Below are 25,198 nucleotides of genomic sequence, written 5' to 3'. Positions count from 1 at the left end.
AAATGAGCATTTATCCGGCTAGGGTAATCTGCGTCGGCGTTCCTGTCCAGATATGCTGGGATTGAGCATAAGCCCGAGGGCGCACCGCCTCGGGCCGGCCTGATCCGGTTTCCGGATGGTTGGTTCGGAGATCGCGTCACCAAGCCTGCGCGGCACCTGAAGCCGACATCCGCATGGTGCAGCAAGTAACCGGAAGCCGGATGAGGGCTTTCGTCCAGCCGGATTCGCCTCCGGCGAACACAGCGCTCTTCGGCTTCGATTGAGACCGTATCAGTTCACCACCGGCCCGGGCTGACCCTGACGGATGAAACCGCGGCTGAATGAGCGCTCCCGTTCATGGCAGCGAACTCCGGCCCTCATGCTGCGGCTGCACCGCAGCATGAGGAGCGGGGCGGCTTCCACTACGCCAGTTTCTATTTAGCCCAGGCGAGGATGTCCGCCTGACGCGTCCAGCAACGATCAAGGATCGTCTCGCCCGGCCTGCTGTCGCCCGCTCTCCCTCTCCTGGGCGCATGCAGCGGCAGCGGAATGCGACCCGGGATCCAGCACAAGACGTCGCGCAGCGCCCGCTTGTCACCCGCGGCGCTGGAAGTCGGAGCCGCTTCGCGGCAATTCACCGTGCTGGATCGTGGATCTCCTTCCGCTGACGCTGCAGTCGTGCAGGCCCGAACGGGCCCGGAAAGAGGGAGCGGAAAGGGGCGGAGGCCGGATCACCGCGCCCCCTTAAGCGAAGCCGAGATCCGCAGGGCGAAGCCAGCAACTGGGATCGGATCAGAGGCGACGCCCGGGCGGCAGGCGCACTCCGGGCGCCGGGCGTTCGAGCAACACCTCGCGGCGGAAGCGCATCAGCCGGGCGGGGCGCCCGCCGGTCTCGGCGCTGATCGCATCGGTCTCCTCGACCAGGCCCTGCTGGGCGACGAGGCGGCGGAAATTTTGCTTGTGCAGGAGCACGCCCGAGAGCGCCTCGACCACCCGCTGGAGCTGGCCGAGGGTGAAGGTCGGCGGCATCAGCTCGAACACGACCGGCCGGTACTTGATCTTGCCCCGCAGGCGGCCGAGGGCGGTCGCGAGCATGCGGCGATGGTCGAGCGCCATGGGCTGGCCCGCGAGGGGATCCGGCGCGCCCGCCTCCGGCACGAGCCCGGCCTCGAACAGGAGTTCGTAGCGCTCCAGCACGCGCTCCTCGTTCCAGCCGCCGCCCGCGACGCCGAAGGTGAGGCCGATCCGGTCGAGCCGGCGGCGGCGCTCGCCCGAATCGGGCGCGGCGCGCGCCCAGGCATCGAGCCGGGCCGCGATGGCGTCGAGGGAACCCGGGCGTCCGGTCCGCCAGTCCTCGTAGGGGAAGTAGCGGTACCAGTTCTGCCAGGCCGAATCGGCGGTGGGGCGCGCTTCCCGCGCCAGGGCCAGATAGGCGACGGAGAGCGCGTGCTGCCCGTCGCCGCCGGGGCGGCGGTTGCGGTCGCCGAAGGTGTAGAGCTGCTCGACATAGCCGAGCGTCTGTCCGGTCTGGCGCTCGACCCAGGCGCGCAGGCCCCGCTCCAGGGTGGGATGGGCCGGCTCCAAGGGGCCGGAGGGGAGGCCCTCGCCGCGGCCGGGCGGCTGGTCCGGGACCGGCACCGTGAGGACGCGCGGCTCGTCCTGCGTCGCCGCGAGGATCACGGCGGCAAGGCCGACCGAAGGCGCCGACGAGACCGTCATCGGCTCCAGCCGCGCCCGCTCCGCCTCCGCCATCCTGCACGCTCCTTCGGGTCCGCACGAGGCCTTATCACGCGGCCGCCACCCGTCGCCATGGCGGCTGTCGGACGAACCGCTTGTCTTCCAAACTCTTAAACCTGCCGAACGGGCGCCCCGGCGCCAGCCGGCCGGCCTTCACGGGTGCGGATGCGCAGCGCCCGATCACGCCGTTGCGCGGACGCGGGCCATCATCCGGGATAAGGAGCGGAGGCTCGGAAAGGCCGGCTGCTCAGCCGACGGCAACAGGGCGAAGCGAGCGGATGCCGGATCACTCCTCGCCCTGCCGGTACGGGGTGCTGGCCTCGTACTCGCACAGGGCCTGCCGCACATAGCCGGCCTCGCGGCGGAGATAGTCGGCGATGGCCGCGCGCAGCCCCGGATCGGCGATGTCGTGGGCGGAATGCGTCACCACCGGCCGGTAGCCGCGCGCGAGCTTGTGCTCGCCCTGCGCGCCGGCTTCCACGCGGGCCAAGCCGCGGGCGATGGCGAAGTCGATCGCCTGATAATAGCAGACCTCGAAATGCAGGAAGGGATGGTCCTCGATGCAGCCCCAGTTGCGCCCGTAGAGCGCCGTGTCGCCGATCAGGTTGAGCGCCCCCGCCACATAGCGGCCCTGCCGCCGCGCCATCACCAGAAGCACGCGCTCCGGCATGCGCTCGCCGAGGAGCGAGAAGAAGCGCCGGTTGAGATAGGGCCGGCCCCATTTGCGCGAGCCGGTATCCATGTAGAAGCGGAAGAAGGCGTCCCAATGCGCCTCCGTCAGGTCGGAGCCGGTCACCCATTCCACCGTGACGCCGCTCGCGAGCGCGTCGCGCCGCTCCCGCTTCACGGCCTTGCGCTTGCGGGAGGCCAGCGCGCCGAGGAACGCCTCGAAGCTCCCGTAGCCCTGGTTGTCCCAATGGAATTGCTGGTCGACGCGCTGCAGGAAGCCGAGCCGGCCGGCCGCCGCCCATTGCGCCTCCGGCATGAAGGTGACGTGGATCGAGGAGGCCTTGGTCTCCCGGCGCAGGGCCCGAAGACCGGCGATGAGCGCCGCAATGGCCTCCTCGGCGGGCTCGCCGGGCGCGAGGAGGAGGCGCGGCCCCGTCACCGGCGTGAACGGCACGCTGACCTGGAGCTTCGGGTAGTAATCGCCCCCGGCCCGGGCATAGGCGTCGGCCCAGCCGTGGTCGAAGACGTATTCGCCCCGCGAATGGGACTTCAGGTAGCAGGGGGCCACGCCGACGAGGCGGCCGGCGCGCTCGACCGCCAGGTGGAGCGGCAGCCAGCCGGCGCGGCCGGAGACGCAGCCCGCCTCCTCCAGCGCCGACAGGAAGGCATGCGTGACGAAGGGATTATGGCTCTCGCCGGTGCCCGCGAGCGATTCCCGAGAGAGGGCGCAGCGGTCCCACTCCGCCGCCGGGATCTCGGCGATCCGCGGCACGACGCGCACCGTCAGGGCGTCCGGCGAGGCCGGGCCGCTTGCCGCTTGTCCGCCGCTCTCCATTGCACCGCACCTAAGCCGCTCGCCCGCTTCCGGCAAGACGCTGCGACCCCGGAGCCGATCGGCCGGCACCGCGTTGGTGCCTGCCACAAGGAGGTGCCTTTGAACCCGACCGCCGAAGCCTGGGATGCCCGCGTCGACCGTCTGACCGAGCGGCTGCCGGAGCGCGGGCAGCGCTGGCTCGCATGGCTGCGCGCGCCCTCGCGGCGCTGGATCCGCATCCCGGCGGCCTTCCTGCTGGTCCTCGGCGGCTTCCTGTCGATCCTGCCGGTTCTCGGCCTGTGGATGCTGCCGCTCGGCCTCGCGCTCCTGAGCGAGGATTGGCCGGTCCTCAAGGTGCCCCTCGAGCACGCCGCCCGCGGGATCGAACGCCTCTGGCGGAAGGTTTTTCCCGATCGCACAGCGTGACCGTATTGCAACGCCGCGCCGCAGACAGGCTTTGCGCCGCGCCAGACAGCCATCGTTCAGACTTGATCCACTACTATGTGACGATTCTCACAGAACCGGACGCCGGCTTGCCGGATGCTGGCACCAGGTTCGAAAGCGGATCGAGTCATGACCCACCTGTATTTTCACTGCGGTCACTCCGGCGAGCTGCTCCTCGACTACCGCGGGGCGGATGTGACCGACCTCAAGGAGGCCCGGGACCGCGCTCTTGCGGTCGCTCGCTCCGTCATGGAGACGGCTTACGGCCACCAGGATTTTTCGGACTGGTTCGTCTGCGTTGGCGACGAGGACGATGAGGAACTGATGCGCGTGCCCTTTACCTCGGCACTGCCCACGCTTCACTGACACGCCACCTGCGCCGCGCACCGGCCTGGACGGCGCGGCGGATCGCACCACCTCCCCGTACAAGGGCCGTGCGCCCCGGCGGCGAGAGGTCTTCGTGCAGCACCCGCGAATGTCCTGCCCGCGAATGTCTTGGACCCGGGCGGGAGGGCACCCGTGACCGGGGCCATCTCTCTCGGCCGGCTCCTCGCCGAACTGGGCACGCTGCGAGCGGTCGATGCGTCCGGCCGCATGCGGCGCGTGCTGCGCCAGCAGGAGGATGCGGGCCTCGCCTTCGCGTTCCGGGCCCGGCAGGCCGCCATCCTGGTGGTGTCGCTCTGGCTCCTCTTCCTCGTTCCGACGCCGCGCGACCTCTATTATCTCGCCTTCGCGGCCCTGTTCTTCGGCCTCGGCTGGATCCCGTTCCGGCTGCGCCGCCACCGGCGCGCGCTCGCGATCAAGCTCGGCTTCATCCTGCTCGACGCCGTGCTGGTCACGCTCGTCGTGGTGCTGCCGCCGCCCGCCGAGCTCGGCGTCGACTGGCCGATCCAGACCCGCCTGCGCGCGGTGGAATACCTCTACCTCCTGCTGCTGCTCGGCGAGGCGAGCCTGTCCTATTCGCCGCTCGCGGTCGTCTGGACCGGATTCTCGATCATGGGGGCGTGGTCGGTCGCCGTCGTGGCGGTCTATTGTCGGCCCGACACGGTGCGCTACCGCGACGTCGTCGCGCAGCTCGGCCCGCTCTCGGACGAGATGGCGCTCAAGACGGTGTTCGATCCGCGCTATGTCGGGCTCACCCCTTGGTGGACCCAGATGGTGCTGACGGCCCTGCTCACCAGTCTCCTGGCCTGTGCGGTGGCGCGGGCCCGGGCGACGCTGCTGGCGCGGGTGCGGGGCGAGGTGGCGCGCGCGGATCTCGCCCGGTACGTGTCACCGGACGTGGCCGATGCGCTCACCGCCACGGCGCATTCCGGCTTCGGTGCGCCGCGCGAGCGGGTGGTCGCGGTGCTCTTTGCCGACCTCGTGGGCTTCACCACGCTGGCGGAGCGGCTCCAGCCGGAGACGGTCCTGGCGCTGCTCAAGGCGTTCCGCGAGCGGAGCTGCCGCATCGTCTTCGCGCATGGCGGCACCCTCGACAAGTTCCTGGGCGACGGCTTCATGGCGACCTTCGGCTGCCTTGAGGACGAACCGGACGCGCCGCATACGGCGCTCGCCTGCGCGCTGGCGCTGCAGGAGGAGATGGCGCGCTGGAATGCCGAGCGCGAGGCGGCGGGCCAGCCCTGCGTCGCCCTCTCGATCGGCCTGCATTGCGGGCCGGTCGTCGTCGGGACGATCGGTGCGCAGCAGCGCGTCGAGTTCACCGTGGTGGGCGATGTCGTGAACGTGGCGAGCCGGCTTCAGCAGGCGACCCGCGACCTCGGCGGCGGCATCGTGGCCTCGGAAGGATGCCTCGCGGCAGCCATCGATGCCGGCCTCGCCCTCGACGGCTTCGGCGACAGCCGCGAACTCACCCTGCGCGGGCGCAGCCAGCCGATCCGGGTTCGGGTCTGGACCGGGCATCCGCCGACGGTTCCCCGGCCGGCGTGATCGGGGCCGTGGTGGCGTGCGGCCGGTACCCGTCCCGTGCTAGGGTGGCGACGAACAGGCCGGGGGAGATGCCGCCATGGCGGCGGGCACGATGTCGAGGGTCGGGGGGGGCGACGGATCAGGGGCCGGCTTCCGCTACGCCGCCATCGCGCCCATCACCGACTTCCAGCGCGTCCTCGACGAGTCCGTCTACCGGCCGGTGCCGGATGCATGGTGGGTCGCCATGACGGATGTGGTCGAGTCGACCGCCGCCATCGCGGCCGGCCGCTACAAGGCGGTCAACTTCGCCGGGGCCGCCGCCATCGCGGCTTTGCGCAACGCCCTCCGGGGCCGCGACATTCCCTTCGTGTTCGGCGGCGACGGGGCGAGCCTCCTTCTCGCGCCGGACGAGGTCGAGACCGCCCGCGCGGCGCTCGCCGCCACCGTGGCCTGGGTCCGGGCCGAGATGGGCCTGACCCTCCGGGCCGCTCTGGTCCCGGTCTCGGCGATCCGGGAGGCCGGTTGCGATCTGCAGGTGGCCCGCTACGCCCCGTCGCCGCACGTGGCCTACGCGATGATGACCGGCGGGGGACTGGCCTTCGCGGAGCGCGCCCTGAAACGGGGGCTCTACGCGGTGCCGCCGGCGGACGGGGCCCGCCCGGACCTGACCGGCCTCTCCTGCCGCTTCTCGCCGGCCCGCGCCCGCCACGGGATGGTCCTCTCGGTCATCGTCGTCGGGGCAGAGGGGGCCGATCCGGGCGCCACGCGGGCCGTGATTGCGGAGGTGCTCCGGCTCGTCGCCGCGGCCCCCGCCATGGGACGCCCGCTGCCCGAGGGCGGGCCGCCCCTGCGCTGGCCGCCGGAGGGCCTTGCCCACGAGGTGCGGGCGGGCGGGGCGCCGCGGGGCCTGCGCCGGATCGCGCTCCTGCTGCGCACCCTGGCCGCGCTTCTCATCTTCCGCCTGCACGTCCCGGTCGGCCGCTTCTCGCCCGACCGCTACCTGTGCGAACTCGTCGCTAATGCGGATTTCCAGAAATACGACGATGGCCTGCGCATGACGCTCGACTGCGACGCGGCGACGGCGGACGCGATCGAAGCGCGGCTCAGGGCGGCCGAGGCGGCCGGGCTCGTCCGCTACGGCCTCCACCGGCAGGCGGCGGCGCTCACGACCTGCATCACGCCGGTGCCGAGCGAGAGCAACCACGTGCATTTCATCGACGGGGAGGATGGCGGCTACACCCGCGCGGCGCGGATGCTGAAGGCCAAGGCCGCCGCGTAGACCGGACGCCGCCGGGGCGCCCCGGTTGCGCCGGGGGAGGGCGCGCATGGATATCGTGGACGGGGCGACACATCCGGAGATCCCGTTCCTTGCCCCGCTCGACCTCGCGACGGCCGCCGCCGTGCGCGAGCGGCTCGAACCGATCGCGGTCGCGGGCGGGCAGATCCTGTTCGAGCAGGATGCTCCCGCCGATGCGCTCTACGCGCTCGTCTCCGGCGCGATCGGGATTTCGGCCCGCGACCCGGCGAGCGGCGAGATGCGCCCCGTCGCCCGGGTGCGCCCGCCGGAAACCGTGGGCGAGATGGCCCTCCTCTCCGGCGAGCCGCGCTCGGCCACCGCGACGGTGCTGCGCGATTCCTACCTCCTGCGCCTGTCGAAGTCGGCCTTCGACGATCTCGTGGAGTGCCATCCGGCGACCATGCTGTATTTCGCCCGGCTCCTGGCGGCCAGGCTGCGCAGCGTCTCCTCGCAGCAGCCGCTCGCCACCGCGCCGATGACCTTCGCGGTGATCGGCGTGACCGAGGGCGTCGAGGCCGCGGGCTTTGCCAGCGCCTTCGCGGCGGCGCTGCCCGGCCGCTCCACCGCGCTCGCCACCTGGCCCGAGGAGGCGGACGAGACCTGGTTCCACGCCCTCGAGACCGCGCATGATCAGGTCGTCTACGCGGCCGAGGCGCCGGGCTCCGGCTGGGCGAATCTCTGCCTGCGCCGGGCCGATCACGTCCTGCTGCTCGCCGCACCGCGCCATCCGCCGCGGGGAGCGCTCGCCGGCCGCATCGTCATGCCGGTGCCGGGCTGGACGCGACAGGATCTCGTCGTCCTCAACGCGCAGGGCGCGACGCGCCCAGGCCCGCTCGATCCGGCCGTGACGGCCCTGCCGGTCGCCCTGCGGCTCCAGGCGCGCGCGGGCAACGCGCAGGATCTGGCCCGGATCGCGCGGCTCGCCGGCGGGCGCGCGCGCGGCCTCGTGCTCGGCGGCGGGGGCGCGCGCGGCTTCGCGCATCTCGGGGTGATGCGTGCGCTGGCGGAGGCCGGGCTCGCCGTCGACCTCGTTGCCGGCACCAGCATGGGCGCCGTCACGGGTGCGAGCCTCGCGATGGGATGGGACCTGGAGGAGATCGTGGCCCATACGGTCGCGGCCTTTGTCGAGAGCTCGCCCCTCAACGACTACACGCTGCCGATCACCGCGCTCACCCGCGGCGCCAAGGTCGACCGCAGGCTCGCGCTGCATTTCGGCGATGCCCGGATCGAGGATCTCTGGCTGCCCTTCTTCTGCGTGTCGTCGAACCTGACCACCGGCGCGGCGATGGTCCATCGCGAGGGTCCGCTCGTCCCGGCCCTGCGCGCCAGCATCGCGATCCCGGGGCTGCTGCCGCCGGTGCTCGATGCCGAGGGGGTGCTCGTCGATGGCGGGGTCATGAACAACCTGCCGGCCGACCTGATGGCGGCGCTGGGCCGCGGCACGGTGCTCGCCGTGGACGTCGCGAGCGATCTCGCCCTCGACACCATGCCCCGGCGCAGCCTGCGCTCGCGGGTGCTGCGCCGGGCGCTGGGCGTGCCCTTCGCGATGCCGAGCATCGCCCAGATCCTGCTGCGCGCGGCCACGGTGTCGAGCGACGCCTCGGCCGCCATGGCCCGGGACCGGGCGACCGCGGTGCTGCGTCCGCCCCTCGCCGGCATCGACCTGCGGGCGTGGCGCAGCTACGCGGCGGTGGCCGAGATCGGCTACCGCGACGCCCGCGCGCGGCTGGCGGAAGGGGCGCTCGACGCCTGGGCCGCCGGGATGGCGGCCGTCCGGTAGCATGTCATCCGATATCCGGTTGCTGGCATCGTCCTGCGGAGGTCAAAGACGTCGCGAAGCGCCCGTTCGGCAGCAGCGCTGCTGAAAGGCGGAGCCGCTGCGCGGCAAGCTCTCGTGCTGGGTCCCGGGTCGCATTCCGCTGTCGCTGCATGCGCCCGGGACAGGGGGCGGGGGACGGGACGCCGACCACGAATCCATGCACGTCAGGCGACCCCCTCGATGGCGAGCCGCAGATGCTGCGGCCCGCGCAAGGAAGCGCCGGGCCGGTAGGGCGGAGGATCCTCGATCAGACGGGGGTTGCGCAGCCGTTGCGCCAGGGCGACGAGCGCCGCCTCGGCCTCCATGCGTGCGAGCGGCGCGCCGACGCAGAAATGCAGGCTGCCGCCGAAGCCGAAATGCTGGTTGTCCTCGCGATCGGGGTCGAAGCGGTCGGGGTCGGGAAACCGGGCCGGATCGCGGCTGCCAGAGGCGAAGAGCAGCACGATGGGGGCGCCTTGCGGGATCGTCACCCCCTCCATGCGGATGTCGGCCAGCGCCTTGCGGGTGCGGAAATGGACCGGCGGCTCGTAGCGCAGAAGCTCCTCGATCAGCCGGGGCGCGATCTCCGGATCCGCCCGCAGCCGCTCCAGATGCTCGGGGAAGCGCAGGAGCGTCAGCATGCCGTTGGTGATCAGGTTCACCGTGGTCTCGTGGCCCGCGATGAGGAGGAGGATCGCCGTCGCGATCAGGTCGTAGTCGCCCATCCGGCCGACCTTCGGGTCCTCGTAGGTCGCGAGCCCGGTCAGGAGGTCGTCCTGCGGATGCCGCCGCTTCTCCCTGATGAGATCCTGCATGTAGGCGGCGATCACGTCGAAGGTCTCGATGTTGCGGCCCTTGGTCTCTTCGTCCTCGCGGGCATCGGGCTCGAGGGCGGTCGCGAGCTGCGTCGCCCAGCCGTGGAAGCGCGGCTCGTCCTCGTGCGGTACGCCCAGGAGTTCGCAGATCACCATGACGGGGAGCGGATAGGAGAAGTGGTCCACGAGGTCGATCGTGCGGGCATCGCGGCAGCGGTCGAGCAGGTCGGCGACGAGGGCATCGACCCGCCCGTGCATCGTCCGCAGCCGCTCGGGCGTGAACTGGCGCGTCACGTGGCGGCGCAGCACGTCGTGGTCGGGCGGGTCGCGGAAGATGAAGGGCCGGTGCTTGGTCCGCACGTAGTCCTTGATCGGGTTGACGATCCAGTCCTTGAAGGGATTGCCGGTGCGCGGATGAGAGATGGGCGGCAGATCCTCGGAGCTGAGGCGGGGGTCGAAGACGAGGGCGCGCAAAGCCGCGTGGGTCGTCACCACGTAGCTGCCGTCGTGCTGGAGCGCGACCGGCGTCTCGCGCAGGCGCGCGTAGAGCGGATAGGGATTCGGGCGGTTGGCCGGGTCCTTGACCGCGGCGAACAGGTTCGGATCGGGCATGGCTCTCAGGCTCGCGCCGGACGGGACGGGAAACCGGGATCGGCGGGGGCGACGCGGCCCTGGTCCGTCGCGCCGAGGATCGGGGGAAAGGCGTCGCGGGCCTCGATGCGGGCCGCATAGGCCGGGAGCCAGCGGGTCGAATCGAAAGAGATTGCCGCCACCGTGCGTCCGGCCCGGCCGTAGACCGCCACGAAGCGGCGCTCGGCGAGGCTGCCCTGCGTGACCGCAACGCTGTCGGCGCCGTTCGTCAGGCCGACCGACTTGATGTTCACGTCGAACTGGGTCGACCAGAAGGCCGGAAGCTCGGCATAGGGCCGGTCGTGACGGCCGAGCAGCGTGCGGGCCGCATGCGCGGCCTGGGCGACCGCATGGCCCCAATGCTCGAAGGCGACGGGTCCGTTCTCGATGAGCGGGTGGGGGAAGCGCGCGACGTCGCCCGCCGCGACCACGCCGTCGACCGGCTGGCCCGCCCGGTCGAGAACGCGGCAGAAGCCGTCGCAGGAGACGCCGCCGGGATCCGCCGCGATGCCGGATCCGGTGAGCCACTCGGTGTTGCGCACCGCCCCGAGGGCCACGATGACGATGTCGGCCTCGATCGCGCCGCCGCCGACGAAGCGGGCCGCGCGGACCCGGCCCTCCGCATCCGCCTCCAGCGCCTCCACGCGCGTGGACGGACGGTAATCGACACCCGCTCGGCCCAGCATCCCGGCGACGACGCTACCGATCCGCGTGCCGAGCACCGAGGCGAGCGGCGTCGGATTGGGATCGATCACCGTCACGGGCAGGCCGATCGCGCGGCAGGCGGAGGCCGACTCGCAGCCGATGAAGCCCGCCCCGATGATCAGCACCCGCCGCGGCGAGGCGGCGAGGGCCCGGCGCAGGCGCTCGGCATCGTCCCGGTGGCGGATCGCGTGGACGCCCTTGAGGGCGGCTTCCTCCGGCTTCGGCCAGGGCCGCGCCCGGGTGCCGGTGGCAATCAGCAGCGTGTCGAAGGCGATCCGGTCACCCGTCGCCAGCGCCACCTCGCGGGCCGTGAGATCGAGCCCGACGGCGGCGGCGCCGAGCCGCCAACTAAGATCGAGGCCCGGGCGCGACGGCAGGGTGATCTGGTCGGGGCGCTCCTCCCCGGTGAGCACGCGCTTCGACAGGGGTGGCCGGTCATAGGGGAGGTAGGGCTCGTCGCCCACCAGGGTGATCGGACCGCGATGGCCCCCGTGCCGCAGGGCCTCCGCGGCGCGAAGCCCCGCCAGCGAGGCGCCGACGATCACGGTCCGCCCGGGCTCGGTCATCCCGGGCTCAGTCATGGCGCTCGGCCTCCGGCTCGACCTCCAGCATGATCGCCCGCACGGGGCAGGCCTGGACCGCCCGCTCGATCTCCCGGCGTCGCTCCGGCGGCGGAGCCGGATCGTAGACCAGCACCTCGATGCCATGCAGCGCGAAGCTGTCGGGCGCCGCAAAGCAGCACTGGGCATAGGCTTGGCAGCGGTTCAGGTCGACGACGACGCGCATGGCATTCCTCCACGTCCGGGCGCTGCGTTGCAGGGCGCAACTGCGCTGCAGCGCGCCTGCGCACCGCAGTGCAGCATCGGCAAAGCCGACAACGCCGCAGGGGCGCCGTCCGGTTCTTGCACGGGCGGATTCGTCGCGCCGCCGCAAAGGTTACGATCGGCCACCAAGTCGCCGTCAGGGCACCAATTCGCCGTCAGGCCGCGAAGCGCCCAGCTCGCCCGTGCGGCGCGTCGTAGTCGAGGATGGGCCCCAGCGGCACGATCCCGGTCGGGTTGATGGTCGAGTGGCTCTCGTAATAGTGGCGCTTGATGTGCGTCAGGTTCACGGTCCGGGCGATGCCCGGATGTTGGTAGAGGTCGCGCAGATAGCCCGAAAGGTTCGGATAATCGGCGATCCGGCGCAGGTTGCACTTGAAGTGCCCGACATAGACCGGATCGAAGCGGACCAGCGTGGTGAACAGGCGGATATCCGCCTCGGTCAGGCGGGGCCCGAACAGATAGCGTCCGCGATCGAGGCGGGACTCGAGGCGATCGAGTTCCTCGAACAAGGCCGTCACCGCCTCCGCATAGGCGTCCTGGGTCGTCGCGAAGCCCGCTTTGTAGACGCCGTTATTGACCCGGTCGTAGACCTGCGCGTTGAGGGCGTCGATCTCCTCGCGCAGATCGGCGGGGTAGAGGTCCGGGCCGGTGGCGCCGAGGGCGCCGAAGGCCCCGTTGAGCATCCGGATGATCTCGGCGGATTCGTTCGAGACGATCGTGCCGCGCGCCTTGTCCCAGAGCACCGGCACGGTGACGCGGCCCGTATAGCCGGGATCGGCCTTGAGATAGATCTCGGAGAGGCGCCTCGCGCCGTTCAGGGTATCGGGGCCGGCGCCGGGCGTGTCGCCGAACACCCAGCCCTCGGCGCCCATATGCGGATCGACCACCGCGACCGAGACCGCCTCCTCCAGACCTTTCAGCGCACGCACGATCAGCGTGCGGTGAGCCCACGGGCAGGCGAGCGAGACGTAGAGGTGGTAGCGGCCCACCTCCGCCGGAAAGCCGCCTTTGCCGGTGGGGCCGGGCGCCCCGTCCGCGGTCACCCAGTTGCGGAACGCGGATTCCTTGCGCACGAAGCGTCCGCCGGTCTCCCTGGTGTCGTACCAGCTTTCCTGCCAGACGCCGTTGACGAGCAGCCCCATGCGGTCCTCCCGAGGTCCCGCATGACATGGATCGGGCGGCCGGCTTTGCCAGCGTTCAGCGGCGCTCGCGGTCGAGCTTCTGGCGCGCGACGGCCTCGCTGTCGAACCGGTCGTCGGGGAGGCGGGCCAGGAAGCGCTCGGCCATCTCGACGAGGAGCAGGTGCGGGCGCAGCCGCGCCACGTAGGACCAGTCGAGGCTCGCCGACCACAGGAAATGCACCTCGCGAAAACTCTCGGCGAGGAGGGCGGTGAGGAAGAACGACCCGAAATGCGCGCAGGAATCGCCGAACAGGACGAGCCGGCGCGGATCGGCCTGCGGGCTGTCGTTGCGGAACACCGCCCGGGCGCCGACATGGAGTTCCATCGCGCGGCCCTGCGTCTCGAAGGTTTCGAGGAGTGCATTCGCCTCGACGCGGCGCGCGTCGCGCAGGTAATGGACCATCCGCACCGTCTCGACCGGGTGGGACGGCAGCTTCCGGCCGAGGTCGAGCACGGCCTGGATGTCCTGGTAGGGCCGCTCGGCGAGATCCGGGCGCGGCTTTGCCCCGAGCCCCCGCATGATCTCCGCATGGGCGAGCTGGCAGCCCCGCTCGGTCCAATGCGTGTCCGTGCGCAGGTAGAGCGGCCGGCCCTCGTCCCGCGCGGCGCGCATCGGCCCGACGAGGTCGATCCAGCTGCCCGCGGCCGGCGAGCGCGCCATGCGCTGCCCGAGGCGGCGGGCCGGGGACAGGGCGGGATCGATCGCGACGCCGTCCAGCCGATCCTCGTAGATGCTGATCTTCTCCGGCACCACGACCTGATGGAAGCGCAGGCCGAGCGCCGCCGCGCGCGCCGCGCGCCGCTCGATCAGACGCTGCCAGCGCCACAGGCGCCAAGCCGCCCAGGGCGTCGCCCGGTATTGACGGAGCACCTGATTGGTGCCGCCGACGAGGAAGAGCCAGCCGTCCCGCCCGATGTGAACCGCGTTGCCGTCATGGGTCATGCCGGCGCTGTAGCGGCCCCGGGCGCGCCTGAACAGCGGCCGCGCCGCCTCGTGTCGCCGCGACGCGGGAGCCGGATGGACAAGGCCGGCCCTGTGCGCCATCTCGCAGCAACGATGCCGCACGCTCCCCCGATCCTCACCCTTGAGAGGGACGAGGCCGCCCTCGCGCCGTTCCGCTCCGCCGGGGAGGCCGGCCGATGAGCCGGCTCGCGCGCCTGCCGATCCGGAGCCAGGCCACCGCCCTGTGGCGCCGCCTGCGCCTCAACGAGGTCGGCCCGCTCGCCTCGCTCCTGGCCGTGAGCCTGTTCGGGTTCGGCTTCTTCAAGGTGGCGGGCGAGGTCGCCGAGGGCGACACCAAGGGCCTCGACGAGAAGCTGCTCCTGGCGCTGCGCCGGCCCGACGATCTCGCCCGGCCGATCGGGCCGGGCTGGCTGCCGGAGACGATGCGGGACATCACGGCCTTCGGCAGCGTCTTCGGCATCGTCTACGTCACCGCGTGCGTGGTCCTCTATCTCGCGGGCACGCGGCGCTGGCGGGCGGCGATCCTCGTCGCCGCCTCGGTCGGGGGCGGCGAGATCCTCTCGACGGGGCTCAAGCTGTTCTTCCAGCGGCCGAGGCCCGATCTCGTGCCCCACGGCATGGAGACCTTCACGGCAAGCTTCCCGAGCGGCCACGCCATGCTGTCGGCGGTGGCCTATCTCACCCTGGCGATCCTGCTCGCCCGCATCTCGCGGGGGCGGCGCGTGAAGGCCTTCGTGCTCGCGCTCGGAGTGGTGACGACGCTCCTCGTCGGCATCAGCCGGGTCTATCTCGGGGTGCACTGGCCGAGCGACGTGCTCGCCGGCTGGTGCATCGGCGCCGCCTGGGCGTCGCTCTGCTGGTTCGTCGCCCTCCAGCTCCAGCGCCAGCAGGTGGTCGAGGCGCCCGATCCGCCGCCGCCCGCGTGAGCCTTGCGGTGCCCGCCCGGGCTCTTCTTTGGTGAAAATCCGAGAGCGAAACCAACGATCATGTCCAATGACCATTGGTTTCGGTTGCCACCGGCCTTTGCCGACCCTGAGGGATGAAGCCGGCTGACTGAGCGCTCCCGCTCATGGCAGTCAACCCCGCTCCTCATGCTGAGGTGCTGGCGATCGCACATCGCACTGGCGATCGCAGATCGCACGGAGCCTCTGGCCGGCATCAGCCGGCACGCACGCCTGACCGCTGGTCCGAGGCTGTGGTGGCTGGGAGCACCGGTTCGGCGTGCTTCGAGGCTGCTACGCAGCACCTCAGCATGAGGAGCGGGGCGGCTTCCACCCACGTCAGTTTCTATTTAGACGATTCTCCGGCCGGGGGCGGGGGCGAAGCGGGAGGCGCATGGTGGAATACGAGAACATCCGGGTCGAGACGCGCGGGCGGGTGGCCCTCATCACCCTGCACCGGCCGGCGCAGCTCAATGCGCTGTGCGGGCCGCTCATCGCCGAGCTCAACGCGGCGCTCGACGGTTTCGAGCGCGACGAAGGCATCGGCTGCATCATCCTCACCGGCTCCGAGAAGGCCTTCGCGGCAGGTGCCGACATTCCGGAAATGCGCGACCGCACCCACCCGGAGTTCTTCGTCGCCGACCCCTTCGGGGAATGGGACCGGGTCGGCCGGCGGCGCAAGCCGATGATCGCCGCCGTCGCGGGCTACGCGCTCGGCGGCGGCTGCGAACTCGCCATGATGTGCGACTTCATCCTGGCCGCCGACACCGCCAAGTTCGGCCAGCCGGAGATCAAGCTCGGGGTGATCCCGGGGGCCGGCGGCACCCAGCGCCTGACCCGGGCCGTCGGCAAGGCCAAGGCGATGGAGCTGTGCCTCACCGGGCGCCTGATGGCTGCCGCCGAGGCCGAGCGCGCCGGCCTCGTGGCCCGGATCGTGCCGGCCGCCGACCTCCTGGCCGAGGCGTGGCAGACCGCCGAGACCATCGCGTCGATGTCGCTGCCGGCTGTGATGGTGGCGAAGGACTGCGTCGACCGGGCTTTCGAGACCACGCTGGCCGAGGGCGTGCGCTACGAGCGCGGCCTGTTCTACGGCCTCTTCGCCACCGCCGACCAGAAGGAGGGCATGGCGGCCTTCCTGGAGAAGCGCAAGCCCAACTTCGAGCACCGCTGATGACGATCACCTATGCGGATGTGGAGGCGGCGGCTCGCCGCCTCGCCGGGGTCGCGCATCGCACCCCCGTGCTCACCTCCCGCACGGCCGATGCCCGCACGGGCGCGAAGCTCTACTTCAAGGCCGAGCCGCTGCAGCGCGCGGGCGCCTTCAAGTTCCGGGGCGCCTACAATGCCATCGCGGCGCTCGGCGAGGCCGAGCGGCGGCGCGGCGTCCTCGCCTTCTCGTCGGGCAACCACGCGCAGGCCATCGCCTATGCGGGCGCGCTCCAGGGGGCGCCGACCGTCATCGTGATGCCGCACGACGCGCCCGCCATCAAGGTCGCGGCGACGGAAGGATACGGGGCCGAGGTGGTGCGCTACGACCGCTACACCGAGGACCGCGAGGCGGTGAGCCGGCGCCTCGCGGAGGAGCGCGGCCTGACCGTGATCCCGCCCTACGACCATCCGGACGTGATCGCCGGCCAGGGAACGGCCGTGAAGGAGCTCATCGAGGAGACCGGCCCCCTCGACGTGATCCTGGTCTGCCTCGGCGGGGGCGGGCTGCTCGCGGGCTCGCTGCTCTCGGCCCGCGCGCTTGCGCCCGAGGCCGCGATCTACGGGGTCGAGCCGGAGGCCGGCAATGACGGGCAGATGTCGCTCGCCAGGGGCGAGATCGTGCGCATCCCGGTCCCGGTCTCGATCGCCGATGGCGCGCTCACCACCCATCTCGGGCAGCACACCTTCCCGATCATTCGCCGCGAGGTGACCGGCATCGTCACCGTCTCGGACGCCCAGCTCGTTGCGGCGATGCGCTTCTTCGTCGAGCGGATGAAGCTCGTGGTCGAGCCGACCGGCTGCCTCGCCGCGGCGGCGGCCTTCGAGGGCATCGTGCCGGTTGCGGGCAAGCGCGTCGGCGTGATCCTGTCCGGCGGCAACGTCGATCCGGCCGCGCTCGCCCGTTTTCTCGCCGCATGAGCCCGGTCACCCCTGAGGATCTCCTCGCGTATCTCGCCGATCTCGGCATCCCGGTGCGCACCGTCGCGCACCGGCCGGTCCACACGGTGGCCGAGTCGCGCGATCTGAAGGCCGGCCTGCCGGGCGGCCACTCGAAGAACCTCTTCCTGAAGGACAGGCGCGGCCAGCTGTTCCTGGTTGTGGCCGAGGCCGAGGCCCGCATCGATCTCAAGCGCCTGCATGGGGCGATCGGCGCCAGCGGCCGTCTGTCCTTCGGCTCGGCCGAGCAGCTTCACGCCGTGCTCGGCGTCCGGCCGGGCTCGGTGACGCCCTTCGGCCTGCTCAACGACCGGGACGGCCTCGTGAGCGTGATCCTCGACGCCGCCCTGATGGCGCACGATCCGGTCAACTTCCACCCGCTCCACAATGCGGCCACCACCGCGATCGCGCCGGGCGACCTGATCCGCTTCCTGCAGGCGACCGGCCACGCGCCGCGCGTGATGACCCTTCCGGAGCCCCAGCCGGAGCCGGAGGAGGGCAGGGCGGAGATCTCCGTCCACAGCTGATGCGGGAACCTCAGATCACCACCGGCCGGGCCGACCCTGATGGATGAAACCGCGGCTGGATGAGCGGCTTCCACGCACCTCAGTTTCTATTTAGCGCCGCAGAAGCGCCGCGCGGACCGGACCCCGTTCCGCGCTGAGGCGCCGGCCCGCCGGGGCGATCACCACGAGGCTGCCGCAGGGCGGCGTCGAGGTGATGACGGCGCTCGCCACGCCCCAGAGCCGCACGCCGCCACCGCCGCCGGTGACGACCGGGCCGCCGGAATCGCCGAGGCAGACGAGGGCGCCCTCCGCCCGCGCGAAGGTGAGGCCGCTCTCTGTGACGGCGAGCGGCGTCAGGCGCGCGGTCTTGAGCGTACCGGGCGCGCCGCCCGACAGGCCGACGCCGGCGATCAGCAGATGGCCGGGCAAGCGGCGAACGGCGCGGCCCACGGGCAACGGGGCCCGGTCGCGCACCGGGGCGGCGAGCCGCAGCACGGCGATGTCGAGGGACAGGGCCGTGAGGTTGATGCCGAGGTCGCCCGCCTCCGCCCCGTCGCGGGCGACCGCGAAGCGCGAGACCGCGGCGGCCCGATAGGCCGGGCCGACCGGCTTGCTCCCGCGATAGAACACCACGACCGCGCCGAGCGGGCTCTCTCCGACGCAATGGGCGGCCGTCAGGACGAGATCCCGCCTGATCAGCACGCCCGAGCAGCGTGTGATCTGGATGTTGTCCCCGGACTGGTTGAGCGTGCCGAGCGCCACCGTCGCACGGGCGAGCGCGTCCCGCGCGCTCGCGGGCACACCGCCTTCAATGGCCTGCGCGGGCAGGCTCGCGGCGAGACCGCCCGCGATCAGGAGCGACCGGGCCACAGCGAGGCGGCGCGCCGCTGCGGCGACGATGCACGTCATGCGTCCCATGCGCGTGGCAATCCCCAGGAGCGGTGCGGCAGCCTCGCATGTCTGACCTAGGCCGTCACGCCCCCCGATCAACCCGGCGCGCGGACTTGGCGGAGCCGCGCCAACAGGACGGCCTGCGCGGCCAGCAAAAAGGGCGGCCCGGATGCCCGAGCCGCCCTTCGCATGCCTGAACCGGGATCGGTCCGTCAGCGCTTCGAGAACTGGAAGCTGCGACGGGCCTTCTTGCGGCCGTACTTCTTGCGCTCCACGACGCGCGGGTCGCGGGTGAGGAAGCCCTCGCGCTTCAGGGGCGAGCGCAGCTCCGGCTCGTAGTAGGTCAGCGCCCTGGCGAGGCCGTGGCGCACCGCGCCGGCCTGGCCCGAGAGGCCGCCGCCCGTCACCGTCACGACGATGTCGTACTGGTCGACGCGGTTCGCGACGTGGAGCGGCTGCTGCAGGATCATCCGCAGCACCGGACGGGCGAAGTAGGTGTCCACCGGGCGGTCGTTGACCGTGATGGTGCCGGCGCCGGGCTTGATCCAGACACGGGCGACCGCGTCCTTGCGCTTGCCGGTGGCATAGGCACGGCCCTGCGCGTCCAGCTTCTGGACGTGGACCGGGGCCTCGGTGTCGGCCGTGGCGAGAGCCGCCTTGTTGGCCTGGCCGAGATCGGCGAGGGACTGAAGGGTCGCCATCTTACGCGCTCACGTTCTTGCGGTTGAGAGCGGCGACGTCGAGCGTCTCCGGCTGCTGGGCGGCGTGGGGGTGCTCCGAGCCCTTGTAGACCCGCAGATTGCCGAGGATCTTCCGGAACAGCGGCCCGCGCGGCAGCATGCGCTCCACCGCCTTCTCGACCACGCGCTCCGGGAACCGGCCTTCGAGGATGAACTTCGCCGAGCGCTCCTTGATGCCGCCCGGATAGCCGGTGTGGTGGTAGTACACCTTCTGATCGTATTTGCGGCCGGTGAACTTCACCTTGTCCGCATTGATCACGATGACGTTGTCGCCGCAATCGACGTGGGGCGTATACTGAGGCTTGTGCTTGCCCCGCAGACGCATCGCGACGATCGACGCGAGACGGCCCACCACGAGGCCCTCAGCGTCGATGATCACCCACTTCTTCTCGACGTCGGCGGGCTTCAGCGAAAAGGTCTTCATCGCGCTGGAATCCCGAGAGCTTTCTTCAGAAACAGGACGCCGCCGCGCTAAGGTGCGCAGCGGCGATGGCGGCTGTCTACGCGACGCCGGGGGCGCCGTCAATCGGTTTCAGGGTGAGGAAGCCCGGAAAAAAGCAAGCGGGTCGAGGGGGTTCGCCGTTGAGGTAATATGATACCGCTAACTTTTGCGCGGCGGGATCGCGTAGGTGCCGGTGGCGTGGCAGACGAGAGCGGTCTCTCCCTCGCTGCGGATCAGCACCTCGCCGACCGCGAGCTGCCGGCCGAGCTTCATCAGCCGCGCCTCGCCGATCAGGTCGCGGGGGGCCGGCTTGCGCATGAAGTTGAACGAGAGATTGGTGGTCACCGCGAGCGCCACCGGGCCGATATTCGCGAGGATCGCCGCATAGAGCGCGAGGTCGGCGAGCGCCATCATGGCGGGGCCCGAGATCGTGCCGCCCGGCCGCAGATGCCGCTTATGATAGGGCAGGCGCAAGGTAGCCGAGAGCGGCCCCACCGCCTCGATGACCGGACCCGGGCCGCCATGGTGGATCTGCGGGAAGACCTCGTCGAGGAAGGCGATCACCGCCTCGCGGCTCATCAGGCTGTCTGTCGGCATGGGCTCCGGGTCCGTGTCAGGCGCGCTCACGCGCGCTTACGCACGGCCGCCTTGCAGCACGGCGCCGGCCGCCCGACAATGGCCGACCTGCTCCGGAGCCCGCGCCTACGATGGACGAGACCGCCCCCCTGCTCACCCGCCGCGACCATGACAGCATCGCGACCCTGACCCTGAACCGCCCGCGGGCACGCAACGCCCTGTCGGCGGCGTTGCTGACGGTTTTGCGCGAGGAATTCGCCCGCCTCGCCGAGGACACGACGATCCGGGTGGTGGTGCTCGCCGCCGAGGGGCCGGCCTTCTGTGCGGGCCACGACCTCAAGGAGATGACGTCCTACCGGACCGAGCCGGACCGCGGGGCGGCGCGCTTTGCCGCCCTATTCGACCTCTGCTCGCAGGTGATGATGGCGATCCCGGCCCTGCCGCAGCCGGTGATCGCGGCGGTGGAGGGCGTGGCGACGGCGGCCGGCTGCCAGCTCGTGGCGAGCTGCGACCTCGCGGTGGCCGGCGAGGAGGCCCGGTTCGCGACGCCGGGGGTGCAGATCGGGCTGTTCTGCTCGACGCCGATGGTGGCGCTCTCGCGCAACCTGTCGCGCAAGGCCGCGATGGCGATGCTGCTCACCGCCGAGATGGTGGAGGCGGCGGAGGCGAAGGATCTCGGCCTCGTCAACCGGGTGGTCCCTGCCGGCACGGCCCTCGCGGAGGCGCAGGCGCTCGCCGCCGGGATCGCGGCCCGCAGTTCCTACACGGTGCGGGTCGGCAAGCGCGCCTTCTACGAGCAGGTCGAGATGCCGCTCGCCGAAGCCTATGCCCATGCGGGCCGGGTCATGACCGAGAACATGCTGGCGCGCGCGGCGGAGGAGGGGATCGCCGCCTTCCTGAACCGGAAGGGGTAGCCGGGACGGGCGCGGCCGGGACCCGGAGCAGAATCCGATTCAACCGAGCCGGATTTTGCTCTAGCAGGCCCTCTTGAGCAGGCCCTCTTGCCGCCCCGCGTTTCGGATCCGCCATGCCCGACGTCTCCAATGCCGCCCGTCACGATGACTACGACACCGAGCACCTGCGGGGCCTTCTGCGGTCGGTGCGCTCCATCGCGCTGGTGGGGGCTTCGGCGAACCCGGCCCGGCCGAGCTGGATCGTCACCAAGTACCTGCTGGAGCGCGGCTACGACGTGATCCCGGTCAATCCGGGCCTCGCCGGCCAGGAGCTGCTCGGGCGTCGCGTGGTCGGGCGCCTGTCGGAGCTCGGCCGCCCGGTCGACATGGTCGAGATCTTCCGCAATTCGGAGGCGGCCGGTCCCCTCGTCGACGAGGCGCTGGCGCTCGATCCGCTGCCTAAGGTGATCTGGATGCAGCTCGGGGTGCGCAACGACGCGGCGGCGGCGAAGGCGGAGGCCCGTGGCATCACCGTCGTGATGAACCGCTGCCCGAAGATCGAGTACGGACGTCTCTCGGGCGAGATCGGCTGGACCGGCGTGAACTCCCGGATCCTGAGCGCCAAGCGGCCGAAGCTCGCCGCCAGGGGCTTTCAGAAGCTCACCATCGAGAAGCGCTGACCGCCCCACACGAGCATGGAGATGCGGTCTCCGAACGATCGTCCGGAAACCGGATCGGCTCCACTACCGGCCTTGCCGACCCTGACGGATGAACCCGGCAGAAGAGCGCTCCCGGCTGTGGCAGCCAACCCCGGCCCTCATGCTGAGGTGCTGGCGATCGAAGATCGCGCAGGCTGCCTCGAAGCACCCCGGATCGGTGCTCCCGGCCACCCGGATCTTGGACGCGCGGTCAGGTGTGCTTCGAGGCGCGTTTCACGCGCACCTCAGCATGAGGAGCGGGGCGGCTTCCACCCACGTTAGGTTAGGTTCGATTGGTTCGATTTAGGCCACCGTGTGCAACCGCTCGATCTCGTCGAGCGCCCGGTCGCGGCTGGCGCGGACCGCCGCCAGCAGGTCCCCGGAGGCGCCGGACTGGCAGGCCTCCTCCAGCTGCTTGCACAGCCCGGACAGTTCCGAGAAGCCGAGCGTGCCCGCCGAGGCCACGAGGCTGTGGGCGTCGCGGGCGAGGCGCTGCGGATCGTCCGCGGCGAGCCGGGCATCGCTCAGGCGGTCGCGGATCTCGCGGGCGAGCTCGTCGAGGAAATGGGCGAGGCGGTCCGGGCCGAGCAGGTCCACGACGTCGTCGTAGACGCGGCGGTCCACCGCCGCCGCAGCCCCGGCGCCAGGGTGCGGAGCCACGGTTCCCTCGCCGATCCAGCGGTCGATCACCGCCTGCAGCTCGTCGCGCCGGAACGGCTTGCCCAGGTGATCGTTCATGCCGGCCGCACGGAACTCGCTGACCTGCGCCGGCAGGACATTCGCCGTCATGGCGATGATCGGGATGAGCGAGACCCGCTGGGGAAGCGCCCGGATATGCCGCGTGGCCGTCACCCCGTCCATGCCGGGCATCTGTACGTCCATCAGCACGAGGTCGTAGTCCTTGGCCTGCACGGCCGCGATCGCCTCCAGGCCGTCATTGGCGACATCGACCATGTGGCCGGCCCGCTCCAGAACCGCGCGGGCAAGGTCCTGATTGACGATCAGGTCCTCGACCAGGAGGATCCGCGCCGGCCGCACCGGGCGGGCCAGCGGCGCCTCGGCCGGGGCGGGCGCGGCGCTCGCCTCGGGCAGCACCACCTCGAACCAGAAGGTCGATCCCTCGCCGGGGGCGCTCACCACGCCGATCGCCCCGCCCATGAGCTCGATGAGCTTCTTGGAGATGGCGAGGCCGAGCCCGGTGCCGCCGAATTCGCGCCGGATCGACCCGTCCACCTGAGTGAACCGCTTGAACAGCCGGGCCTGCTGCTCGGGTGCGATGCCGATGCCCGTATCCGTGACCGAGACCCGGATCGGCCAGCCGCGATCGGTGCTGCCCGCCGTCGCGACCGCGAGCACGACCCGGCCGCGCCGCGTGAACTTGAGGGCGTTGTTGAGGAAGTTGAGCAGGATCTGCCGCAGGCGGTTCTGGTCGCCGACCAGGGTCTGGGGCAGGGCCGGATCGATGTCGACCCGGATCTCCAGCCCCTTGCGCTCCGCGAGCTGGCGCACGATGGCGACCGCATTCTCGATCAGGCCATGAAGCGCGAAGGGCATCAGGTCGAGATCGACCTGACCGGCCTCGATCTTCGAGAAATCGAGGATGTCGTCCACCACCGTCAGCAGGGCCGAGCCGGCCGAGCGGATCCGGGAAGCCTGCAGGCGCTGGCCCTCGGTCAGATCCGGATCGTCGAGGAGCAGCTCCGTGTAGCCGATCACGCTGCTCAGCGGCGTGCGGATCTCGTGGCTCATCGAGGCCAGGAAGTCGGTCTTCGCCTGGCTCGCGAGCTCCGCATGGACGCGCGCGGCCTCGGCCTGCTCGCGGGCGGCGGCGAGTTCCGCGTCAACGGCTTTGCGGGCGGTGACGTCGCGGGCGACGTCGACGAATCCGAGAGGGACGCCGGTGGCCTCGTCGTAGAGCACCGTCGGGTTCACCTCGAGCCAGACGTCGTGGCCGTGCCGGTGACGCACCCGGTACTCGAACTTCGCGCGCGCCCCCGGCCCTGCGGCGACGAGGGCGGCGTAGCGGTGGAGCACGGTCCGGCGATCCTGCGGGTGCACGTGGGCCATGGCGGAGCGGCCGAGCAGCGCGTCGGCCGCGTAGCCCGTCACCGGCTCCACGGACGGCGACAGGTAGCGCAGCGTGCCGTCGAGGTCGGCGCGGGCGATGACGTCGCCCGTCCGCTCCGCCAGGAGGCGGTGGCGCGCCTCGCTCTCGCGCAGCGCGTCGTCGGCGGCCCGCCGGGCCGTGACGTCGCGCGAGGCGATGATCAGGGCCTCGTCCGGCGTGCCGGGCTTGGTGAGGAGGAGCGTCGACTCGACCCAGACGTAGTGGCCGGACTTGTGCCGCAAGCGGTACTCGCTCGTCCGCCGCGGCGCATCCGGGGTGAGGCTGGCGGCCTCGCGCTTCACGCGCGCGAGGTCGTCGGGATGGAGCTGCTGCGCGAGCGTGAGCTGCGCGAACTCCTCGGGCTCCCAGCCGACGACGGCGCGCGCAGAGGGCGAGACGTAGGTCTTCGTGCCGCCCCGGATCGACTGCAGGGAGATCAGGTCCGTGGCGTTCTCGGCCAGGAGGCGATAGCGGTCCTCCGCACTGCGCCGCTCGGTGATGTCGGTCAGCGTCTGGATCAGGCCGCCATCCTCGGTGCGGACCGTGCGGATCTCCAGCACGGTGCCCTCGGCATTGCGCCGCTCGGCGACCGTATGCGTCGCGGCCGGATCGTCCTCCGAGAGCTGCAGGGGCGTATCCGCGACGAGCGATCCCCAGTGCGGGCTGCGCCGGGCCAGTGCCCGGACCTCGCGGTAGCTCGGCCGGCTGGCGATGAAGGCTTCGGACAGGCCGAGCCACTCGCGCGCGCGCCGGTTGGCGACCTGCACGGTGCGGTCCGGGCCCACGAGGATCACGCCCTGATCCATGCAGTCGAGGGTCTTGCCGAGGAGGGCGGCGGTGCGGGCGGCATCGACGCGGCTTTCCGGTCCGGAGGCCGCTGCCGCCGCGGCCGGTGGCCCCGTGCCGACCCGCGCACCGGCCCCCGAGGCCCGCTGCGCGCGGCCGCGCCAAAGGACGATCGCGGCGGCCGCGGCAGCACCCGCCGCGGCAGCGGCCGCCACGGCGGCCGCGAGGCCGATCCCCAGGGCCGGCCCGAACCAGCCCGCCGGCAGCGCGGATGACTCGCCGGCCACTGCCGCACCAGCCCAGCCCGTGAGCCCGCTCACGCCGATCAGAAGGGTCGCGCACGCGCTGCGCCGCGTGCCGGGCGTCCGGGTCGATGGGCGCAACCGGTCGATCCGATCGAGGGGAGTCTCGGTCGACGCCTTCATCCCGGCGCGCGCCATTCCATCATCCAACCCATTCACCTCCCGCTGCGCTGGCGCGGCGTTGCGCCGATTCGGGACTCGTCGCGGCTGGCGTCGGGTCTGCCCCCTGACCCGGTGGTCGCGGTAATATCAAGGATTTCGATTGCGCACAATCTAAATGAAGGCATATCAAGCGCTCTGCCGCGACAGTCTAGCTTCGAACTCCCGACCGCGGAACTGCAGCCCGGGATGAACAGACCCGCGGGAAACGCCGCTGCGCCGCAGGGCCCGGCGGCATTCGGCCACG

Annotated in this window: 23 protein-coding genes; 11 read left to right on the top strand and 12 right to left on the bottom strand. The window is 71.5% G+C overall.

Features of this window, described 5'->3' with window-relative positions; all coding sequences use genetic code 11:
- Nucleotides 1–771: 771 nt before the first annotated feature.
- Both MNOD_RS00785 and MNOD_RS00780 read right to left on the bottom strand, forming a co-directional pair.
- Nucleotides 772–1,731, bottom strand: a complete 960-nt coding sequence (locus MNOD_RS00785) for an NUDIX hydrolase (RefSeq protein WP_015926926.1) — start codon at nucleotides 1,729–1,731, stop codon at nucleotides 772–774.
- 271 nt (nucleotides 1,732–2,002) lie between these two features.
- Nucleotides 2,003–3,220, bottom strand: coding sequence for a GNAT family N-acetyltransferase (locus MNOD_RS00780; protein WP_015926925.1), 1,218 nt, complete (start codon nucleotides 3,218–3,220; stop codon nucleotides 2,003–2,005).
- A 99-nt stretch (nucleotides 3,221–3,319) separates the two neighbouring features.
- Here MNOD_RS00780 and MNOD_RS00775 point away from each other — a divergent pair, with 99 nt between their 5' ends.
- The 5 genes from MNOD_RS00775 (at nucleotide 3,320) to MNOD_RS00755 (ending at nucleotide 8,628) form a co-directional block, all read left to right on the top strand.
- A complete protein-coding gene (locus MNOD_RS00775; RefSeq protein WP_015926924.1) occupies nucleotides 3,320–3,625 on the top strand; it encodes a hypothetical protein in 306 nt (101 codons plus the stop codon).
- Nucleotides 3,626–3,772: 147 nt separating this feature from the next.
- A complete protein-coding gene (locus tag MNOD_RS00770; protein ID WP_015926923.1) occupies nucleotides 3,773–4,009 on the top strand; it encodes a DUF6894 family protein in 237 nt (78 codons plus the stop codon).
- Between the two features lie 153 nt (nucleotides 4,010–4,162).
- Nucleotides 4,163–5,572 carry an adenylate/guanylate cyclase domain-containing protein gene (locus MNOD_RS00765; protein ID WP_015926922.1) on the top strand — a complete coding sequence of 470 codons (1,410 nt, stop codon included), beginning with the start codon at nucleotides 4,163–4,165 and terminating at the stop codon, nucleotides 5,570–5,572.
- A 76-nt stretch (nucleotides 5,573–5,648) separates the two neighbouring features.
- The gene (locus tag MNOD_RS00760; RefSeq protein ID WP_015926921.1) at nucleotides 5,649–6,830 is read left to right on the top strand and encodes a DUF3095 domain-containing protein; all 1,182 of its coding nucleotides are present in this window, start codon (nucleotides 5,649–5,651) and stop codon (nucleotides 6,828–6,830) included.
- Between the two features lie 46 nt (nucleotides 6,831–6,876).
- The gene (locus MNOD_RS00755) at nucleotides 6,877–8,628 is read left to right on the top strand and encodes a patatin-like phospholipase family protein (protein ID WP_015926920.1); all 1,752 of its coding nucleotides are present in this window, start codon (nucleotides 6,877–6,879) and stop codon (nucleotides 8,626–8,628) included.
- A 203-nt stretch (nucleotides 8,629–8,831) separates the two neighbouring features.
- Here MNOD_RS00755 and MNOD_RS00750 read toward each other — a convergent pair whose 3' ends face one another.
- From MNOD_RS00750 to MNOD_RS00730, 5 genes are all read right to left on the bottom strand, one after another.
- Nucleotides 8,832–10,073: a cytochrome P450 gene (locus tag MNOD_RS00750; RefSeq protein WP_015926919.1), complete on the bottom strand. Its 1,242-nt coding sequence runs from the start codon at nucleotides 10,071–10,073 to the stop codon at nucleotides 8,832–8,834.
- Nucleotides 10,074–10,078: 5 nt separating this feature from the next.
- Complete coding sequence (locus MNOD_RS00745) at nucleotides 10,079–11,377, bottom strand: NAD(P)/FAD-dependent oxidoreductase (RefSeq protein ID WP_015926918.1); 1,299 nt, start codon at nucleotides 11,375–11,377, stop codon at nucleotides 10,079–10,081.
- Entirely contained in the window at nucleotides 11,370–11,582 is a 213-nt protein-coding gene (locus MNOD_RS00740) for a ferredoxin (protein ID WP_015926917.1), read from the bottom strand. Before MNOD_RS00740 ends, MNOD_RS00745 begins: the two co-directional genes overlap by 8 nt.
- A gap of 193 nt (nucleotides 11,583–11,775) precedes the next feature.
- Nucleotides 11,776–12,762 carry a glutathione S-transferase family protein gene (locus MNOD_RS00735; RefSeq protein ID WP_015926916.1) on the bottom strand — a complete coding sequence of 329 codons (987 nt, stop codon included), beginning with the start codon at nucleotides 12,760–12,762 and terminating at the stop codon, nucleotides 11,776–11,778.
- A gap of 55 nt (nucleotides 12,763–12,817) precedes the next feature.
- On the bottom strand, nucleotides 12,818–13,744 hold the full coding sequence (locus MNOD_RS00730) for an alginate O-acetyltransferase AlgX-related protein (RefSeq protein WP_015926915.1): 927 nt from the start codon (nucleotides 13,742–13,744) through the stop codon (nucleotides 12,818–12,820).
- 197 nt (nucleotides 13,745–13,941) lie between these two features.
- Between MNOD_RS00730 and MNOD_RS00725 the strand changes: the two genes are divergently transcribed.
- From MNOD_RS00725 to MNOD_RS00710, 4 genes are all read left to right on the top strand, one after another.
- Entirely contained in the window at nucleotides 13,942–14,691 is a 750-nt protein-coding gene (locus MNOD_RS00725; RefSeq protein WP_015926913.1) for a phosphatase PAP2 family protein, read from the top strand.
- 412 nt (nucleotides 14,692–15,103) lie between these two features.
- Nucleotides 15,104–15,877, top strand: coding sequence for an enoyl-CoA hydratase (locus MNOD_RS00720; protein ID WP_015926912.1), 774 nt, complete (start codon nucleotides 15,104–15,106; stop codon nucleotides 15,875–15,877).
- Complete coding sequence (locus MNOD_RS00715; protein ID WP_015926911.1) at nucleotides 15,877–16,833, top strand: threo-3-hydroxy-L-aspartate ammonia-lyase; 957 nt, start codon at nucleotides 15,877–15,879, stop codon at nucleotides 16,831–16,833. Before MNOD_RS00720 ends, MNOD_RS00715 begins: the two co-directional genes overlap by 1 nt.
- Entirely contained in the window at nucleotides 16,830–17,378 is a 549-nt protein-coding gene (locus MNOD_RS00710) for a prolyl-tRNA synthetase associated domain-containing protein (RefSeq protein ID WP_015926910.1), read from the top strand. Before MNOD_RS00715 ends, MNOD_RS00710 begins: the two co-directional genes overlap by 4 nt.
- A 90-nt stretch (nucleotides 17,379–17,468) precedes the next feature.
- Here the strand turns inward: MNOD_RS00710 and MNOD_RS00705 are convergent, their stop codons facing one another.
- From MNOD_RS00705 to MNOD_RS00690, 4 genes are all read right to left on the bottom strand, one after another.
- Nucleotides 17,469–18,275 (bottom strand): trypsin-like serine protease, encoded by an 807-nt coding sequence (locus tag MNOD_RS00705; RefSeq protein ID WP_015926909.1) that lies wholly within the window; start codon nucleotides 18,273–18,275, stop codon nucleotides 17,469–17,471.
- A gap of 185 nt (nucleotides 18,276–18,460) precedes the next feature.
- Nucleotides 18,461–18,949, bottom strand: a complete 489-nt coding sequence (gene rpsI, locus MNOD_RS00700; protein ID WP_015926908.1) for a 30S ribosomal protein S9 — start codon at nucleotides 18,947–18,949, stop codon at nucleotides 18,461–18,463.
- A 1-nt stretch (nucleotide 18,950) separates the two neighbouring features.
- A complete protein-coding gene (gene rplM, locus MNOD_RS00695) occupies nucleotides 18,951–19,412 on the bottom strand; it encodes a 50S ribosomal protein L13 (protein WP_015926907.1) in 462 nt (153 codons plus the stop codon).
- Between the two features lie 177 nt (nucleotides 19,413–19,589).
- Complete coding sequence (locus MNOD_RS00690) at nucleotides 19,590–20,027, bottom strand: PaaI family thioesterase (protein WP_015926906.1); 438 nt, start codon at nucleotides 20,025–20,027, stop codon at nucleotides 19,590–19,592.
- A 110-nt stretch (nucleotides 20,028–20,137) separates the two neighbouring features.
- On the opposite strand from MNOD_RS00690, the gene MNOD_RS00685 reads away from it, so the two are divergent.
- The gene (locus MNOD_RS00685) at nucleotides 20,138–20,920 is read left to right on the top strand and encodes an enoyl-CoA hydratase (RefSeq protein ID WP_015926905.1); all 783 of its coding nucleotides are present in this window, start codon (nucleotides 20,138–20,140) and stop codon (nucleotides 20,918–20,920) included.
- Between the two features lie 113 nt (nucleotides 20,921–21,033).
- Nucleotides 21,034–21,579 carry a CoA-binding protein gene (locus MNOD_RS00680; RefSeq protein ID WP_015926904.1) on the top strand — a complete coding sequence of 182 codons (546 nt, stop codon included), beginning with the start codon at nucleotides 21,034–21,036 and terminating at the stop codon, nucleotides 21,577–21,579.
- Nucleotides 21,580–21,900: 321 nt separating this feature from the next.
- Here the strand turns inward: MNOD_RS00680 and MNOD_RS00675 are convergent, their stop codons facing one another.
- Nucleotides 21,901–24,930 carry a PAS domain S-box protein gene (locus tag MNOD_RS00675; protein WP_015926903.1) on the bottom strand — a complete coding sequence of 1,010 codons (3,030 nt, stop codon included), beginning with the start codon at nucleotides 24,928–24,930 and terminating at the stop codon, nucleotides 21,901–21,903.
- Nucleotides 24,931–25,198: the final 268 nt, after the last annotated feature.

The organism is Methylobacterium nodulans ORS 2060, from assembly GCF_000022085.1.
GTDB lineage: Bacteria > Pseudomonadota > Alphaproteobacteria > Rhizobiales > Beijerinckiaceae > Methylobacterium > Methylobacterium nodulans.
This window is presented reverse-complemented; position numbering and strand designations above follow the sequence as displayed.

What these genes read in the sequence shown, in the direction of transcription:
- MNOD_RS00785 (WP_015926926.1), bottom strand. Translation starts at nt 1,731, where the DNA reads ATGGCGGAGGCGGAGCGGGCGCGGCTGGAGCCGATGACGGTCTCGTCG.
- MNOD_RS00780 (WP_015926925.1), bottom strand. Translation starts at nt 3,220, where the DNA reads ATGGAGAGCGGCGGACAAGCGGCAAGCGGCCCGGCCTCGCCGGACGCC.
- MNOD_RS00770 (WP_015926923.1), top strand. Translation starts at nt 3,773, where the DNA reads ATGACCCACCTGTATTTTCACTGCGGTCACTCCGGCGAGCTGCTCCTC.
- MNOD_RS00760 (WP_015926921.1), top strand. Translation starts at nt 5,649, where the DNA reads ATGGCGGCGGGCACGATGTCGAGGGTCGGGGGGGGCGACGGATCAGGG.
- MNOD_RS00755 (WP_015926920.1), top strand. Translation starts at nt 6,877, where the DNA reads ATGGATATCGTGGACGGGGCGACACATCCGGAGATCCCGTTCCTTGCC.
- MNOD_RS00750 (WP_015926919.1), bottom strand. Translation starts at nt 10,073, where the DNA reads ATGCCCGATCCGAACCTGTTCGCCGCGGTCAAGGACCCGGCCAACCGC.
- MNOD_RS00745 (WP_015926918.1), bottom strand. Translation starts at nt 11,377, where the DNA reads ATGACTGAGCCCGGGATGACCGAGCCCGGGCGGACCGTGATCGTCGGC.
- MNOD_RS00740 (WP_015926917.1), bottom strand. Translation starts at nt 11,582, where the DNA reads ATGCGCGTCGTCGTCGACCTGAACCGCTGCCAAGCCTATGCCCAGTGC.
- MNOD_RS00735 (WP_015926916.1), bottom strand. Translation starts at nt 12,762, where the DNA reads ATGGGGCTGCTCGTCAACGGCGTCTGGCAGGAAAGCTGGTACGACACC.
- MNOD_RS00730 (WP_015926915.1), bottom strand. Translation starts at nt 13,744, where the DNA reads ATGACCCATGACGGCAACGCGGTTCACATCGGGCGGGACGGCTGGCTC.
- MNOD_RS00725 (WP_015926913.1), top strand. Translation starts at nt 13,942, where the DNA reads ATGAGCCGGCTCGCGCGCCTGCCGATCCGGAGCCAGGCCACCGCCCTG.
- MNOD_RS00715 (WP_015926911.1), top strand. Translation starts at nt 15,877, where the DNA reads ATGACGATCACCTATGCGGATGTGGAGGCGGCGGCTCGCCGCCTCGCC.
- MNOD_RS00710 (WP_015926910.1), top strand. Translation starts at nt 16,830, where the DNA reads ATGAGCCCGGTCACCCCTGAGGATCTCCTCGCGTATCTCGCCGATCTC.
- MNOD_RS00705 (WP_015926909.1), bottom strand. Translation starts at nt 18,275, where the DNA reads ATGGGACGCATGACGTGCATCGTCGCCGCAGCGGCGCGCCGCCTCGCT.
- rpsI (WP_015926908.1), bottom strand. Translation starts at nt 18,949, where the DNA reads ATGGCGACCCTTCAGTCCCTCGCCGATCTCGGCCAGGCCAACAAGGCG.
- rplM (WP_015926907.1), bottom strand. Translation starts at nt 19,412, where the DNA reads ATGAAGACCTTTTCGCTGAAGCCCGCCGACGTCGAGAAGAAGTGGGTG.
- MNOD_RS00690 (WP_015926906.1), bottom strand. Translation starts at nt 20,027, where the DNA reads ATGCCGACAGACAGCCTGATGAGCCGCGAGGCGGTGATCGCCTTCCTC.
- MNOD_RS00685 (WP_015926905.1), top strand. Translation starts at nt 20,138, where the DNA reads ATGGACGAGACCGCCCCCCTGCTCACCCGCCGCGACCATGACAGCATC.
- MNOD_RS00680 (WP_015926904.1), top strand. Translation starts at nt 21,034, where the DNA reads ATGCCCGACGTCTCCAATGCCGCCCGTCACGATGACTACGACACCGAG.
- MNOD_RS00675 (WP_015926903.1), bottom strand. Translation starts at nt 24,930, where the DNA reads ATGGCGCGCGCCGGGATGAAGGCGTCGACCGAGACTCCCCTCGATCGG.